Raw genomic sequence first — 14,165 nt, 5'->3', positions numbered from 1 at the left:
TCAGAAGAACGGCCAGGCCACAGGCCTGGCCGTTTGCTTTTGGACGAACGCTCGGACAAAAGTACGACCTCACGCGGCAGGGCGAACGCCCGGACAGCCGACCTCAGACAGCGGGCCGAGCTCCGGACAATAGTCGGCCTCTGCCGGTGCTGGCTGGTGTGCTTGAGCATCGGGTTCCGATGCGACCATCCGTACACGAACAGGCTTGAAACGGGTGGATCTCGGCGAGCTGTGCGCCAAACTCGCCGAGATCCGCGACGATCCCGTCCACCCGCCGGTGGCGGGACGGTATACCTGTTCCCGTTTGGTTCTCGTGCCGTCGGCACGGGAACTGCCCGTGGGACCGACCAGTTCCCGGACGTCAGACGATCAATCGCGATCCCGCCGATTTCCTCTCAACCGGTGAGTGGCGGAGGGGCGGCGGAACTCGCCGGTCTGGTCGAACTCCTCGTCGCGGCGCGGCCCCTCAAGGGGCTCGATCCGGCGCAAGGTGAGTCGCGTGGTACGCATCTCAATATCCCCCGATAACGTGGTGCCTTTCGTGAGTTAGTTGTATTTGGCATCGCTTGCAACTCGCTTGCCGCTTGACTGATCGCCAGGTCGAAGCCCGGAGATTTCATCTTGTATCTATTGAAAGCGGGCGCATGGTTCGCTTCGGTGGTGTCCCATGAGTGAAATGGTGGGCGCGGGTGTGGGCCGTCCCGTCGTCGTCGACGCGACCGTGGTCCGCGACGCGTCCGGGGAACTGGCCCGCGAGGGCAACCGGGTGCCGGACATCGTGGTCCTCGACGCGCGCCGCTGGATCGTCTGCTGGCGCTCCGGCATCCACGACCCGCTCGACCGCACCCCCACCGACCAGGGCACCATCAAATACGCCGTCACCAACGACGGCGGCATCACCTGGAAGAAGGGCACCCTGGCGGCGGCCACCGGCACCCATCGCTACCACTACGCGATGCTCTTCACCGAAGGCGCGGTCGTGTACGCCCTCCTCGGCCGGATCACCATCGCCGAAGACCGCGAAGAATCCGACGTCGATGGGTTCCCGGTCCACCTGACCATGAAGCGCTCGTCCGACGGCGGCACGACCTGGACGAACCAGCCGATCACGGTCGACGTCCCGCCGAACACCCGCGGCGTCGTGGTGGCCGGCAAGCCGGTCAAGGTCGGCGGCGTGTGGACGATCCCGTTCTGGCGACAGGGCGCCGGGGCGTCCCAGGCGGCGGTCCTGCGCTCGACCGACCTGAAGACCTGGACCGCAGGCGCCCTGGCCACCAACCCGCCCGGCGTCGGCGTCGAGGAACCCCAGATCGCCCTGCGCCCCGACGGCACGCTGGTGATGGTGACCCGGGCACTCGTGCGCCGCGCCAAGCCGGAGGACCGCGAGCCCTACTACCGCGTCTCGGCCGCCCACTGCGCGACCACCACGAGCACCGACGGCGGCCTGACCTGGGCACCGATGCGGCTCCACCCCGACCTGCCGAACTTCTACGTGAAGACGTTCTTCATGATCGACTCAGCCGGCCGGGAGATCGCCGTCTACAACACGTTCGGCGGCCCCATCAAGGAACCCCGGCCCGACCGGTTCCGTGAAGTGCTCCACTACAAGGTGGCCAACCGGGGCGAACCGTGGCAGCCCGGCCGCTTGTTCGCCGACGGCCCCCGCATGACGAAGACGACCGCACGCGGCTGGGACGTCTACCCGAGCGCGGCCGAGATCTCCCCCGGCGTCCTCGCGGTCGTCTGGGAACACAACCAGATCGAGATCAAAGTCGCCCGACTGACCCTGGACACCCCCGTCCCCAAGGACCTGGCACCCGGCCGCTGGACGCTCGACGCGGGCGCGGCCATCGGCCCCGACGGCGGCCTGCGGCTACGGTCGACGACCGCCAAAGCCGTCGGAGCCCGGAAGACCCTTGCCGAGATGTGCGACTTCACGGTCGAGTTCCACGGCGAGATCGTGGACGACAGCGCACTCGACCCCGCGACCGGGCAAGGGGTCTGCCTGGGGACGAAGGTGTGCAACGGCGCGCGACGGCTCATGCTGACGGTCCAGAAGGGCGGCGTCTGGACCATGCGCAAGGGCTCGACGACATGGGAACGCGTCCTCGCCACCCCGGCGACACCGGCGGTGTGGAAGGTCGTGACCGACAGCGCGGGAGTGGCCCGGCTCTACCGTGACGGCGCCGACACCGGGGTGACGTGGGTGATCCAGGACAGCGGCGAGACACCCCAGCTCAGCCACTGGGTCATGGGCACACGCGGGGGGAACACGGCCGAGGCCCGGATCGCCTGGACGCGCCTGACCCCGACGATCGAAGAGAACCCGGCCTGACGGCGGCGAAGAGGACCTCAGGCAAGGCCCAAGGTTGACGTCGCGGAAATGCCGAATCGCATAATGGCGGCCACCACGCCACGGCGGACCTGCCCGTATTCGAATCCCTCCAGCTTGTCACGCAGGGCCCCGATGGTCTCGCCGACCCCATCGCACCGCATATCCGCCTTTTCCGAACCCGAACCGGGCTCCGGCTCACCCCCAGCCGTCTCCATCGAATCCGCCATGATCCGCCGTGAATATGCGACTTCGGCGACTTGAGGCGAGAACCGGGCTCCGGCTCACCCGCAGCCGTCTCGGCCGAATCCGCCATGATCCGCCGAGATTGTGCGACTGCGGCGACTTGAGGCGAGAACCGGGCGAGCCGACCGCGTCGCCTGATGACACACCGGACTCAGCGCGGCACCGCCCGGGACAGAACCAGCGCGAAGTCCCCGTCTGGGTCCGTGTACCAGCGCTCCACCTCGAACCCCGCCATCGCCAGCTCCCGGGTCAGCCCCGCCCGCCGGAACTTGGCGCTGATCTCGGTGCGCATCTCCTCGCCCTCGGCGAAGGACACCTTCAGGTTCAGGGCCTTGACGTGGACGACCATGTCTTTGGTCGCGCGCAGGCGCATCTCGATCCAGTCGTTGTCGGTGTCGTAGATCGCCACGTGGGCGAAGTCGGCCGGGACGAAGTCGGCGTCGAGGCGCCGGTTGATCACCCGGAGGACGTTGCGGTTGAACGCAGCCGTCACCCCGGCCGAGTCGTCGTAGGCCGCGATCAGCCGGGACGTGTCTTTCACCAGGTCGGCGCCGAGCAGGAAGGTCTCCCCGTCGGTCAGGGTCGCGCGGAGTTCCTTGAAGAAGACCTCGCGTGCCGGTGGCTCGAGGTTTCCGATCGTGCCGCCGAGGAAGGCGACCATCCGGCCCTGCCGTTGCGGCAGCTGGGACAGGTGGTTCTCGAAGTCGGCGCAGACGCCGACCACCTCGAAGCGTTCCGACAGCCGGTCGGCCGCCGCCTTCAGGGTGACGGAGTCGACGTCGACCGGCATGTAGGTGCGCAGAGTCCCGGCCGAGGCCAGGGCGTCGAGGAGCAACTCGGTCTTCTCGGAGGTGCCGGAGCCGAGTTCGACCAGGGTCGCGGCGCCGCTCACCGCGGCGATCTCCCGTGCGTGGGCCTTGAGAATGGCAAGCTCACGGCGGGTTGGATAATATTCGGGCAGGCGAGTGATCTTGGTGAAGAGCTCGCTGCCGCAGGCGTCGTAGAACCATTTGGGCGGCAGCCATTTCGGCGCCGCCGCGAGGCCCGCGCGGACGTCGTTCTCCAGCGCCTGACGCAGGTAGTCAGCGTCGATCAGGTTCACAGGTCCCTCCAGTCGATTCCGTCGGGCGTGACAATCACGAGGGTCCGGTCGGGCACGCTGACCCAGCCGTCGTCGCGGTCGTCGAGCGGCTCGCTGGCCACCAGCACCCCCTCCGGGAGTGACCGCACGAAAAGCGTGTCGCCCCAGGTCGTGGCCGCGATCGTCTGTCCATCGGAGGCGAGGAGGTTCACTCTCGCCTCGGCGTCGGCGCCTCCGGCCGCCGTGGTTATCTCGGCGAGGGCGTCGCCGAGCCCCCACCCCAGCCGCCCGAGCGCGAACACCCCGGCGGCGAGCTTCGCGGAGTCGCAGGTGCTCTCGGCCTCATGGGCCTTCAGGCCGGTCAGCGCCTCGCCGGGGACCCGGCCGTTGTGGCTGAGCAGCCACTTTCCCTCCATGAAGGGGGCGGTCGCGGTCTCCTCTATCGGCATGCCGACACTCGCGGAGCGGACGGCCGCGATCAGGCAATTGGAGATCGCCGACGCGGCCAGACCTTCGAGGTTGGCGTCTGCCCACATCGGGATGGATCGGCGATAGCGGATGACGCGGTCGTTGGCGTACCAGCCCATGCCGAAGCCATCGGCGTTGACGGTGCCCCAGCGCTGCCGTCTCGGCACATAGGACTGTTTCAGCAGGCCGTGGTCGGGTTGCTGGATCAGCGACGACAGCGGGCGGGGTTCGCCGAGCCAGGCGGCGTGGCGGCACATCAGTGAACCTCCGCCGGGGCGGCGTCGCGGGCGCACCGGAATCCCGAGAAGATCTGGCGGCGCTGCGGATAGTCCCAGTTGCGGAAGGTCGCCCGCACCGCAGCCGGGTCGGCCGCCCACGAACCGCCGCGCAGCACGCGGTAGTCGGGCCCGAAGAAGACCTCGCTGTATTCGCGGTAGGGGAACGCGCGGAAGCCCGGATAGGCGTAGAACGTGGAGGACGTCCACTCCCAGACGTCGCCGATCATCTGCTCGGCGCCGTAGGGGCTCGTCCCGGCCGGGTAGGCGCCCACGGGCGCGGGTCGCGCGGCCCGATGGCCCAGGTTCGCCAGCTCCGGGGTCGGCGGCTCGTCGCCCCACGGGTAGCGCCGCGACCGGCCCTCTTCCGGGCTCCAGGCGCAGGCCTTCTCCCACTCGGCCTCGGTCGGCAGCCGCCGGCCCGCCCAGCGGGCGTAGGCGTCGGCCTCGTACCAGCACACGTGCTGCACCGGCTCGTTCGGCGGGATCTGCTCGGCGCGGCCGAAGCGGGTGCGCCACCAGGTGCCGCCGTCGTCGCGGGTCCAGAACAGCGGGGCTTGGAGGCCCAGCCGGAAGCCGTCGGGATGCCACCAGCGCGGGTCGCGGTAGCCGCCGTCTTCGACGAAGGCCAGATAGTCGCCGTTGCTGACGGGCACGCGATCGATCCAGTAGGCCGGGAGGTCGACCGTGTGCGCCGGACGCTCGTTGTCGTAGGCCCACGGGTTGACGTCGGTGCCCATGGTGAACGGCCCGCCCGGGACGAACACCTCACCCGACACCGGCCGCCCGATGGGTAGATCGCCGTCACCGACCAGGCCCGGCTCGCGGGAGAGCTGGAGCGTGGCCAGCATGGTCTCGTCGTGCTGATGTTCGTGCTGGATGACCAGCCCGAACACGAACCCGCCCGACTTGAGCGGATTCGGATCGTCGAAGTCGACCTTGTCGAGGACGTCGAGCACCCGGCCGCGTACACCCTCGATGTATTTGCGCGCCTCCGCCGGCCCCAGCATCGGCAGCGCCGGACGGTCGCGGCGCGGCGTCTTGAACGCGTCGTAGATGTCGTCGATCTCTGGCCGCAGCGGCGTGATCCCGCCGACCTCGCGCAGCACCCAGAGCTCCTCGTAGTTGCCGACGTGGGCGAGGTCCCAGACCAGCGGCGACATCAGCGGGGAGTGCTGGTGGACGAGGAGGTGGTCGTCGGCGTCGGTGTAACTCAGGGACCGGTCGCGCACGGCCATGAGCTGGGCGGCGATCTGTTCCTTCATCGGCTCTCCAAGAGGAGGTCGGCGGCCGGGGACCGGCCGGGTTCCACGAACCGCACGGCGTAGTCGGTGACCTGGTCGATCAGGCTCTGAGGCGCGCCACATCGGGGCAACGCCGTGATGGCGGCGCGGAAGGCCGCGACAGCGGCCCGGCGCATGGCCGGCGAGGCGAGCCCGCACCGCGCGGCCTCGGCCCACTGCCCGGCGACGGCCAGCGCGTCTTCGGCCGCCGCGGCGGCGGCCTCGTCGTCGATGACCAGGGCATAGGAGACGGCGACGGCGACCGGCCAGGCGACCGGCCCGAGGGCGTCGAGGTAGCGGATCTCCATGAACCCGCGCGGCCGGACGGCCGGAAAGAGCGTGGTGGCGTGATAAGCCAGGTCATCGACGGTGGGCGAGCGCCCTGCGGCGAGATGGAAGTCACGGAAACGATGGGCCCCCGCCCCCATCTGCCGGACCGACGCGTCAGGCTCCCGCACCAGCATCAGTCGTGCGGCCTGAAGATAGGCGGCCCAATCGGACGGCGGATAGCCCCGGCCGGGCACGTCGACCATCCCTGCGGCCTTCAGGGACGCGGATTCCGCCGGGACGGCGTCTGACAGGACGCATGAACACCCGAGACCTGAATCAGCAGCCCGGTCGATCGGCCCTGATCCCGCCACGTGCTGTCCGGATCCATCACACACGGAACACGACCCACTGCGGCTCTCCACCACAGGCACCGGCCCAAGCAGCCCCTCATCCGAACCGTCGCATGCAACACACGAATGACCAGGCTCTCGCCCGGCTCCCGTGAACGTGCCGTAGGACTGATCCGGTATCGGCTGTGAGGCGCCCGCCGGGTCACCCCCCACCGGTGCGGTGCGGGAAGGGTCGAGGGCCAGCCAGATCGCCTGCCGCCCCGACAGCCACGACTCGAACCCCGGCACCGGCCCCGGCGAGTTGGCGAACGCCGCCACCAGCACGGGACCGAACAGATGGGCCCGTCGCCATCGGGCGAAAGGGTCGGCGCCGAAGTCGAGGTTGACCTGGATCGACGCGGTCGAGCACATCATCAAGGGCCCGTAGGGCTCCCCCAGGCAGGCCGCCATGGCGTCATAGCGCGGTGTGTGAAGCTGGCGCAGCGGGCGCCGATGACCGTCGACCCCCGACCGCCCGAGGGCGAGGCCGGCGGCGCCAAGCGCGGACCGGACAAGACCGACGTCTCGCTGGAGTGCGGCCACGGCGACCGGCAGGGACCCCGGTGGCGCCGACAGTTCGATCTGGCCTCCGGGCTCGAAGGTGATCACGCTGCCGCCGGGAAGGGTCAGCCCGCCGAGCGCGTCGGTGACCCGCGCGATGGGCACGGTCAGCGCCGGGTCGGTCACGTCGTGGACGAGGAACTCCAACTCCACACCGACCTGATCGCCGGGACTCCCCGTGAAACAGCCTTCCGCGAACGCCAGCACATCGGCCATGAACACTCAGATCCACGACCGGCCCTGGCGTTACACCTCGTCGCGAAGTTTCTGGAAGGCCGTCATCAGGCGGGATCGCGTCTGCGGGGACAGGCCGGGGGCGGGAAGCTCACCGAGGGCGGTGATGGTGGCGGTGAAGCCGCCGTAGAGACCGGCGCAGGCGGAGCAGCACGCCAGGTGGTCGAGGAAGAGGGGACGGGAGGAGGAGTCGAGGGCGTCGTCGAGGAAGGCGGTCACGAGTTCGGCGAACTCGTCGCAGTTCATGGCCCTCCGATCCCGTCGTAATAGGCCGCCAGATGGTCGCGGACGGCCGCCCTGGCGCGGTGGAGCAGCACCCGCTGGTTGGCCGGGGAGATCGACAGGATCTCGCAGACCTCGTCGGAGCCGTAACCCTCCATGTCGCGCAAGGTGATCACGGCGCGCTGTCGGGACGGGAGGGTGCCCACAACCTTCTCGATCAGCGCCCTGACCTCGCCGGCCAGGGCCGCCCCTTCGGGACCGCCTTCGGGCCTGGCGCCGTCGGGACGTTCACCACCGACGCTGCTCACCGGGATAGTACGGCTCTCACGCTCCCCGCGTCTGCGGGCGGTGTTGACCAGGATGCGGTAGACCCACGTGCGCAGCGACGAGCGGCCCTCGAAAGTGCCCACGGCCCGGATCACGGCGAGCCAGGTGTCTTGGACGACCTCCTCCGCCGACGCCGCCGTCGACACGTATGACCTGGCGAGCCGCAGCATCCCTCGTGACCACTCGTCGAGGAGCAGCGCGAAGACCTCTTCGTCGCCGCTGCGCAACCCGGCCACGATCACCGGATCGGGCGGAAAATCGGTCACCTCACCGACCCTAACGACGCCCTCCGACATTCCCGCGACCCTCCCGTGAACGTCCGATGCCCGAGATGTCCCCCCTGCCCGACATCTCCCAATGTCCACCTAATCACCCTCTGTGAACGACCTTCCCGGCAGGGTCGCCGGGGAAAGTGACGATCGCGTGCTCTTCCCGGTGGATATCCCGTGAATACACGCGGATCCGATAGTTGCCCGGCCCGGCGGGCGTCAGATTCGGCGCCCCTTCATGGTTACTCATGGTGAGAATTCCGTTGACGGTGGAGATCGACATTTCGACGACCCGGTCCCAGTCTGCGCTCATGAGGGGCGGTCTGGCGGTCGCGGGCTTGAACGTGACGCAGAGTCGGTCACCCTCGTCCAGCCCGCTCAACACGTGGACGATCCCGCCGTCGGCGTCGGCCAGTTCGCCGGCCTCGACATGCGGATCACCCTTCTCCTGGTGGCCCCTGAGCCAATATTCGGCCCCGGTCAGTTCATGGGACACCGTGGCCTGCCCGGGGACCACCAGCATCGGCAACGAGTCGGGGCAGTCGCGGTCGAAGGCGGCCTGACGGGCGGCGTACACATCAGGGCAGAGCAACCTGAGCGGCCGGTCGACCCGCTCCCAGGTCCGCCCGATGGTGGCGAGCAGTTCGGCGGCCAGCGGACCGTCACGGTCGTCGACCTCCCCGCACAGCCACCGGCCATGGTTCACGATCTGCTTCTCGGCGAAGGCACGCGGATAGACCGGACCCCATGTGCGCGGGTGGTCCCACTGCCGCGCCGCGCACAGGAACCTCTCCTCCGGGCTCACCGAGACGGGGATCGGAAGGTCGAACTTCGCGACCATGCAGTCGTCGAAGGACACGTTCATCCGCAGGTCGTCTTCGGCGTCGACGACCAGCAGTGCCGTGCCGAGCGCCACCGTCAGCAGAACGCCCCTGGTCCGGGGGACGATCAGCAGCGCGACCACACCCACGAAGATCATCATCGAGAGCGACGACTCCTGCTCCCGCGCCCAGACCACGCAGCCCTTGCCCAGCGCCCCATCGGCCAGCACCGCCACCAGCGGGATCACCGCCTGGGCCAGCACATATCCGGCCGCGACGAACCCCGGCGCCCGCCCACGCCGCCACAGCCAGAACCCGAACGCCAGCGGCACCACCAGCCAGTCCCACCCGAAGACGGCCTCCACCATGATGGGCGAGTCACACGTCCAGAGATTCGAGTCGTACCGCGCGACGTGGACGGGACCGCGCGCGTGGTGGGAGTAGCCGGTGAGGACGATGGCGGCGATCCATCGCCAGGTGCCGGGGGGCGGGCGCCTGATCATGAGCCGAGACCCTACAAGTCCGGACGTCGCCGCCGAACCGGGCGAGGACCCGCTGTGGAAAACCTCCGCCAGGGCCAGAAGCCGGATCGCCAGCGGAAACACGGGCTCGATCATGGAAATCGGTGGCGAGTTCCTTTCGAGGCGAGGGTGTATCCGCAGCTGGGCCGGGTTCTCCGCGACAAATCGGTTATCCACAGGCGGAGTCCCCGCGTCGTCCGGCCGGGGCGGGGACGGTAGGTTCTTGAACCGTGACTTTCATCGAATCCGGTGCTCACGGTGTTGGGCTCGCGACCGTCACCCCCGAAGGGGCGGTCCTCGACGTCTGGTTCCCCAACCCCACCCTTGGCGACCCCGATGAGCCGGGAGTCCGCCGGCTGTCCGCGGTCGAGGTCGGCGAGCTGGCGAGCCTGGTCAGGGAAGACCCCGACCGCGATGTCGAGGTCGTGGCCGTCCAGGTCGGGATCGGCAAACTGACCGACCCGCCGGCCGACGCCTATGACGCCTACCTGCGCCTCCATCTGCTTTCCCACCGTCTGGTCCAGCCCCACCAGGCCAACCTCGACGGCGTCTTCGGCCTGCTGACCAACGTCGTGTGGACCAACCACGGCCCCTGCCAGGTCGAGGGCTTCGAGAATGTCCGCGCCCGGCTGCGCTCCCGCGGCCCGGTGACCGTCTACTCGGTCGACAAGTTCCCCCGCATGGTCGACTACGTGCTCCCGAGCGGGGTGCGCATCGGCGACGCCGACCGGGTCCGGCTCGGCGCCCACCTGGCCTCCGGCACGACCGTCATGCACGAGGGATTCGTCAACTTCAACGCCGGCACGCTGGGCACGTCGATGGTCGAGGGCCGCATCTCGGCCGGCGTCGTCGTGGGCGACGGCTCCGACGTGGGCGGCGGCGCGTCGATCATGGGCACCCTGTCGGGTGGCGGCAAGGAGACCATCAAGGTCGGCCGACGCTGCCTGATCGGCGCCCAGGCCGGCATCGGCATCTCCCTGGGCGACGACTGCGTGGTCGAAGCGGGCCTCTACGTCACCGGCGGCACCAAGGTGACCCTGCCCGACGGCACGATCGTCAAGGCCAGCTCCCTGTCGGGCCAGAACGGCCTGCTGTTCCTGCGCGACTCGGTATCCGGCGCCGTCGTGGCGAAGCAGCGCACAGGCGGAAAGGTCGAACTCAACGCCGCCCTCCACGCCAACGACTAACCGAACCACACAAGACCGGGCCCAAAGGTTCGGAACGGGGCTGAGCACGAGCGGGCGCCCTCGCCCGGGAACACGTCCAAGGGCGCGTGAAACTCAGGCTCAGAACCGCGCGCCGCCCTTGACCGCCGAAGGCCGGCTCGGAACACAAGGGAAGGGCGGCGCAATGATCAGCGCCGCCCTCGGGCCCTTCCGTCACACGTGTCTACGCCAGCGATTCCTGGATCTCCGTCACCCAGTTCTCCGGGTCGCCCATCCCGTACTCCAGGTAGACCTCCCGGCTGAACCCCACGCTCCGCTCGCCGTGGTCCTCGATCCAGCGGTGCAGGTTCTGGATGGTCGCATCCACCCCGTCCATCGGACCGTGGTGGATGATCGTCGCGGCTCGGTCGATGCCCGGCAGGTCGACGACGTCGAAGTCATAGGCGGGATCCGGGGACACGTTGACGGGGAAGCTGGCGTGGATCTTCACGCCGCCGTCCGCGACCTCCTCGTAGTAGGCGATCCCGGGGCCCGCGATCTCCACCCCCGCCTTGTTCAGCCGGGCGTGCAGCTCTGGGTAGAGCGGCTGGATGACGGGGCCGATGTGCTCGGACGCGAAGCTCTCGGCGACCGCCGACAGCTCGGCGACCCGGACGGGGGGAACCGGTTTCACGATGACTTCAGCAGGCAAGACGCCCTCCTTCTCGATGATCCGGATCCTCGCCTCGACCCCCCGCAGCCTCATCCCGTCGGCGAGGACCTGGGCCTCCAGTTCGGCCCGGCGGAGCCGCAGCATCCCGTGCAGTTCCGCCACCCCGACCTTGTCGTCGAGGATCTCGCGGACCTGCTGGAGCGTGAATCCGAGATCCTTCAGGGCGACGAGCCGGTTGAGGCGGCTGAGCTGGGCGGCCTCGTAGGAGCGGTAACCCGTCGCGGGGTCGACGCGGGCAGGGGTCAGCAGGCCGAGAGCGTCGTAGTGGCGCAACATCCGCACCGATACGCGGCCGATTCTGGCGAAGTCTCCGATGCTGTACATGACACCTCCGGGTCTATCGGCTGACACCGTGTGAGGGTCAACGGCTGTCCCTGAGACGCCCCTGAGTTGTCCCTGATGTTGCCGCCTGACCCGCGCTTTCTCCCCGAATCCGGCTTACCGTGAAGCCTATGGGACGCATTCTTATGTACGCCGTCATCGCCATCGCCGCCTTCTTCGTCATCGGCTGGCTCATCGGGCTGGTCTTCGGCCTCCTCAAGTGGGTTCTGATCATCGGCGTCATCGGCCTCGCCGTCATGGGCGTCATGAAGCTGGCCCGCGGCAGCAAGAGCAAGTCGCCGGACTGGTCGTGAATCTGGCTGAGCCCCGGCGCTGAACGGCACCGGGGCAAGCCAGAACTCAAAATCTTGCTCCGTTACGGCTCCGCCCACCCAGCACCGCCCGCCGCCCCCGGATCCCGCCGCAACCGGCACAAACCCGGCCGCCCCCGGTCCGCACCGCAACGACGGCGGACCGGCGCCACGGACCGGCGAACAGCCGCCCTGAACGTGATTTCGGGATCCGCCCCCAAGGCGACCGACAAGAAACCGGCGAGCCCACCCAGGCGCCGAACGCCGGAGAGCCCCGGCGTCGAAGACACCGGGGCTCCCGTCTGAAACGTACCCGCTAGCTGATCGGCGGGTAGGCGTTGGCGAGGAGCTGACGGAACTGGGCCGAGAACCAGTGGCCCGACAGCGGCGCGCCGGACAGAGCACCGGTCACGTTGTTACCGTTCCGGTCGTTACCGGTGTAGGTCGGGTCGCACATCCGGTCGAAGCCCTTGCCTTCGCTGTTCGGGATCTGCGTCGAGGAACCGTCCGACTCACCCGGAGGCTTGACCCACACGTAGGCGTCGATACCGGTGGCCGGGTTGGCCCTGGGACGCTCGCCCAGACCCGCACCGCTCTGGTTGCACCAGTTGCCGGCGTGGGCGCGACGGTCCACGCGCGAGTTGTTGACGAAGGTGTTCAGGTCGGTCGAGGTGCTGGCCGCGGTCGGACGGGCCGAGCCGCCCCAGCCGTTGCGCGAGGTGTCGATCAGCATGCCGATGTTGGAGGAGAAGCCCTCCTGGACCAGGCGGGTGCGGAAGGCCTGGGCGAAGGACAGCTCGTCGATGTAGAAGTTCCAGTCGACCCAGCGCGACTGGCGGATCTGCTGGCCGTTCACCGAGCCGTTGACCGAGAAGTACGGCTCGGTCAGCGCGCTGTAGTTGGCGGTGTTGGTGATGAAACCGTGCACCGTCGCCTTGCCACCGGTCGCCAGGTCGGCCGTGGAGCCGAACAGGTCAGCCGAGGGGCCGAAGTTGGTGTCCCAGCCGAGCCAGCCGTGGTGACCGGCGTCGACGTAGTTGTAGACGTTCGGGACGGCGTACAGCTTGCCGAGCGCGTAGGCCACACCCTGCTCGTAAGCGCCGCTGTTCTTGGCCTCCTGGCAGGTGGCCAGGTTCAGGTTCGTCACCAGGTTCGGCAGCGAGTCGATTTCCACGATCGCGACGATGCGCAGGTTGCGGTACTTGGTGTCACCCATGATCGCGGTGATCGGGTCGATGTACTCGGTCTTGTACCGGTTCAGGCCGTTCTCCGCGACCTTCAACTCGCCGTTGGAGGCCAGCGCCGAGCAGTCACGGTTGGGCAGGTTGTAGATCACGACCTGGATGACGACCGGCGTGGAGCCGTTGGCGGCGTCCTGGGCGACGGCCAGGTCCAGGTGGTCACGCAGACCCTTGCTGTTGTTACCGGCCGAGCCGCTGGTGATCGCGGCGATCCGGTCCAGCCAGATGGCCGTCGAGGTGTTGGCCACGGCCGAGCCACCCGGCTCGGAAGCGGCACTGGCCGACCAGTCGGGGTTCACATAACCGGCCGCACCCACATAGGGGTTGTCCACTCGAGGGCCGGGCGGTGACGGCGACGGAGAAGGCGAGGGCGACGGACTGGGCGAAGGCGACGGGGACGGTGAGGGAGACGGCGAAGGCGACGGGCTGGGCGACGGCGAAGGCGACGGGGAAGGCGACGGGGACGGTGAGGGAGACGGTGAGGGAGACGGGCTGGGCGACGGGGAAGGCGACGGGGTGCCGCCGCAGGTCACGCCGTTCACCGAGAAGCTGGTCGGCTTGGGGTTGCTGCCGGTCCACGTTCCGTTGAAGCCGAGGCTCAGGGTGGCGCCGCTCGCGAGGCTGTTGTTCCACGGCATGTTCGCCGCGGACACGTTCGCGCCGCTCTGCGTCCAGTTCGCCGACCAGCCCTGGGTCACCCGCTGGCCCGAGTTCGGGAACGTGAAACCGAGGTTCCAGCTCGAGAGGGCGTCGCCGGTGTTGCGGACGGTCAGGTTCGCGGTGAAGCCGCCCTGGCCGGGGCTCGTGGTCCAGTCGTTGGTGGTGTAGGTGACGTCACACGTCACCGCTGCCTGGGCGGACGTCGCCGTGACGACGGCCAGGGTGGATCCGAGCGCGGCCACCGCGAACGCGGCGAGGCCGCGGCGCAGTCGGGAACGCGCGGCTCCGGATCGGGGGGTGGATCTCATTGAGGGGGTCCTCCTGCGATGATTCACTGCGCGCTGGGAGCGCTCCCACGGACCATAGGTGCGCGGTCCAGCGCCGTACAGGAAGACCGTCCGCTTCCAGCCTCCCGTGAAATCGACGGTGAACACCAGCACCGGCGGCGACCAGCG

General features: G+C 68.9%; 14 protein-coding genes. 3 read left to right on the top strand and 11 right to left on the bottom strand.

The genetic code is table 11. The features are described 5' to 3' along the window. Positions 1 to 369: 369 nt before the first annotated feature. On the bottom strand, positions 370 to 510 hold the full coding sequence (locus tag AW272_RS41920) for a hypothetical protein (RefSeq protein ID WP_157518473.1): 141 nt from the start codon (positions 508 to 510) through the stop codon (positions 370 to 372). A gap of 157 nt (positions 511 to 667) precedes the next feature. Here AW272_RS41920 and AW272_RS11270 point away from each other — a divergent pair, with 157 nt between their 5' ends. Then, positions 668 to 2,335 (top strand): sialidase family protein, encoded by a 1,668-nt coding sequence (locus tag AW272_RS11270; RefSeq protein ID WP_083958185.1) that lies wholly within the window; start codon positions 668 to 670, stop codon positions 2,333 to 2,335. A 17-nt stretch (positions 2,336 to 2,352) separates the two neighbouring features. Here AW272_RS11270 and AW272_RS11265 read toward each other — a convergent pair whose 3' ends face one another. From AW272_RS11265 to AW272_RS11230, 8 genes are all read right to left on the bottom strand, one after another. Continuing rightward, positions 2,353 to 2,562, bottom strand: coding sequence for a hypothetical protein (locus AW272_RS11265; protein WP_157518472.1), 210 nt, complete (start codon positions 2,560 to 2,562; stop codon positions 2,353 to 2,355). Between the two features lie 167 nt (positions 2,563 to 2,729). Beyond that, positions 2,730 to 3,680: an L-histidine N(alpha)-methyltransferase gene (gene egtD, locus AW272_RS11260; RefSeq protein ID WP_245657419.1), complete on the bottom strand. Its 951-nt coding sequence runs from the start codon at positions 3,678 to 3,680 to the stop codon at positions 2,730 to 2,732. After that, the gene (egtC, locus tag AW272_RS11255) at positions 3,677 to 4,384 is read right to left on the bottom strand and encodes an ergothioneine biosynthesis protein EgtC (RefSeq protein WP_066363747.1); all 708 of its coding nucleotides are present in this window, start codon (positions 4,382 to 4,384) and stop codon (positions 3,677 to 3,679) included. The genes egtD and egtC overlap by 4 nt, the downstream gene beginning before the upstream one ends. Further along, on the bottom strand, positions 4,384 to 5,667 hold the full coding sequence (egtB, locus tag AW272_RS11250; RefSeq protein WP_066363485.1) for an ergothioneine biosynthesis protein EgtB: 1,284 nt from the start codon (positions 5,665 to 5,667) through the stop codon (positions 4,384 to 4,386). Before egtB ends, egtC begins: the two co-directional genes overlap by 1 nt. Next, positions 5,664 to 7,121, bottom strand: coding sequence for a glutamate-cysteine ligase family protein (locus AW272_RS41915; protein WP_157518471.1), 1,458 nt, complete (start codon positions 7,119 to 7,121; stop codon positions 5,664 to 5,666). Before AW272_RS41915 ends, egtB begins: the two co-directional genes overlap by 4 nt. Positions 7,122 to 7,151: 30 nt before the next feature. Continuing rightward, positions 7,152 to 7,385, bottom strand: a complete 234-nt coding sequence (locus AW272_RS11240) for an anti-sigma factor family protein (RefSeq protein WP_066363483.1) — start codon at positions 7,383 to 7,385, stop codon at positions 7,152 to 7,154. After that, a complete protein-coding gene (locus tag AW272_RS11235) occupies positions 7,382 to 7,954 on the bottom strand; it encodes an RNA polymerase sigma factor (RefSeq protein WP_245657418.1) in 573 nt (190 codons plus the stop codon). The genes AW272_RS11240 and AW272_RS11235 overlap by 4 nt, the downstream gene beginning before the upstream one ends. 103 nt (positions 7,955 to 8,057) lie before the next feature. After that, a complete protein-coding gene (locus AW272_RS11230; protein WP_157518470.1) occupies positions 8,058 to 9,281 on the bottom strand; it encodes a hypothetical protein in 1,224 nt (407 codons plus the stop codon). Between the two features lie 248 nt (positions 9,282 to 9,529). On the opposite strand from AW272_RS11230, the gene dapD reads away from it, so the two are divergent. Beyond that, entirely contained in the window at positions 9,530 to 10,486 is a 957-nt protein-coding gene (dapD, locus tag AW272_RS11225; protein ID WP_066363479.1) for a 2,3,4,5-tetrahydropyridine-2,6-dicarboxylate N-succinyltransferase, read from the top strand. Between the two features lie 202 nt (positions 10,487 to 10,688). Here dapD and AW272_RS11220 read toward each other — a convergent pair whose 3' ends face one another. After that, positions 10,689 to 11,501, bottom strand: coding sequence for a MerR family transcriptional regulator (locus AW272_RS11220; protein ID WP_066363477.1), 813 nt, complete (start codon positions 11,499 to 11,501; stop codon positions 10,689 to 10,691). 128 nt (positions 11,502 to 11,629) lie between these two features. Here AW272_RS11220 and AW272_RS11215 point away from each other — a divergent pair, with 128 nt between their 5' ends. Beyond that, a complete protein-coding gene (locus AW272_RS11215) occupies positions 11,630 to 11,812 on the top strand; it encodes a hypothetical protein (protein ID WP_066363476.1) in 183 nt (60 codons plus the stop codon). A gap of 313 nt (positions 11,813 to 12,125) precedes the next feature. On the opposite strand, the gene AW272_RS11210 is transcribed toward AW272_RS11215, so the two are convergent. Further along, positions 12,126 to 14,018: a glycoside hydrolase family 6 protein gene (locus AW272_RS11210; protein ID WP_066363475.1), complete on the bottom strand. Its 1,893-nt coding sequence runs from the start codon at positions 14,016 to 14,018 to the stop codon at positions 12,126 to 12,128. Positions 14,019 to 14,165 lie beyond the last annotated feature (147 nt).

This window comes from Herbidospora mongoliensis, assembly GCF_001570545.1.
Lineage (GTDB): Bacteria > Actinomycetota > Actinomycetes > Streptosporangiales > Streptosporangiaceae > Herbidospora > Herbidospora mongoliensis.
The sequence above is the reverse complement of the archived record's forward strand: the minus strand, read 5'-3'. Positions and strand labels throughout refer to the sequence as shown.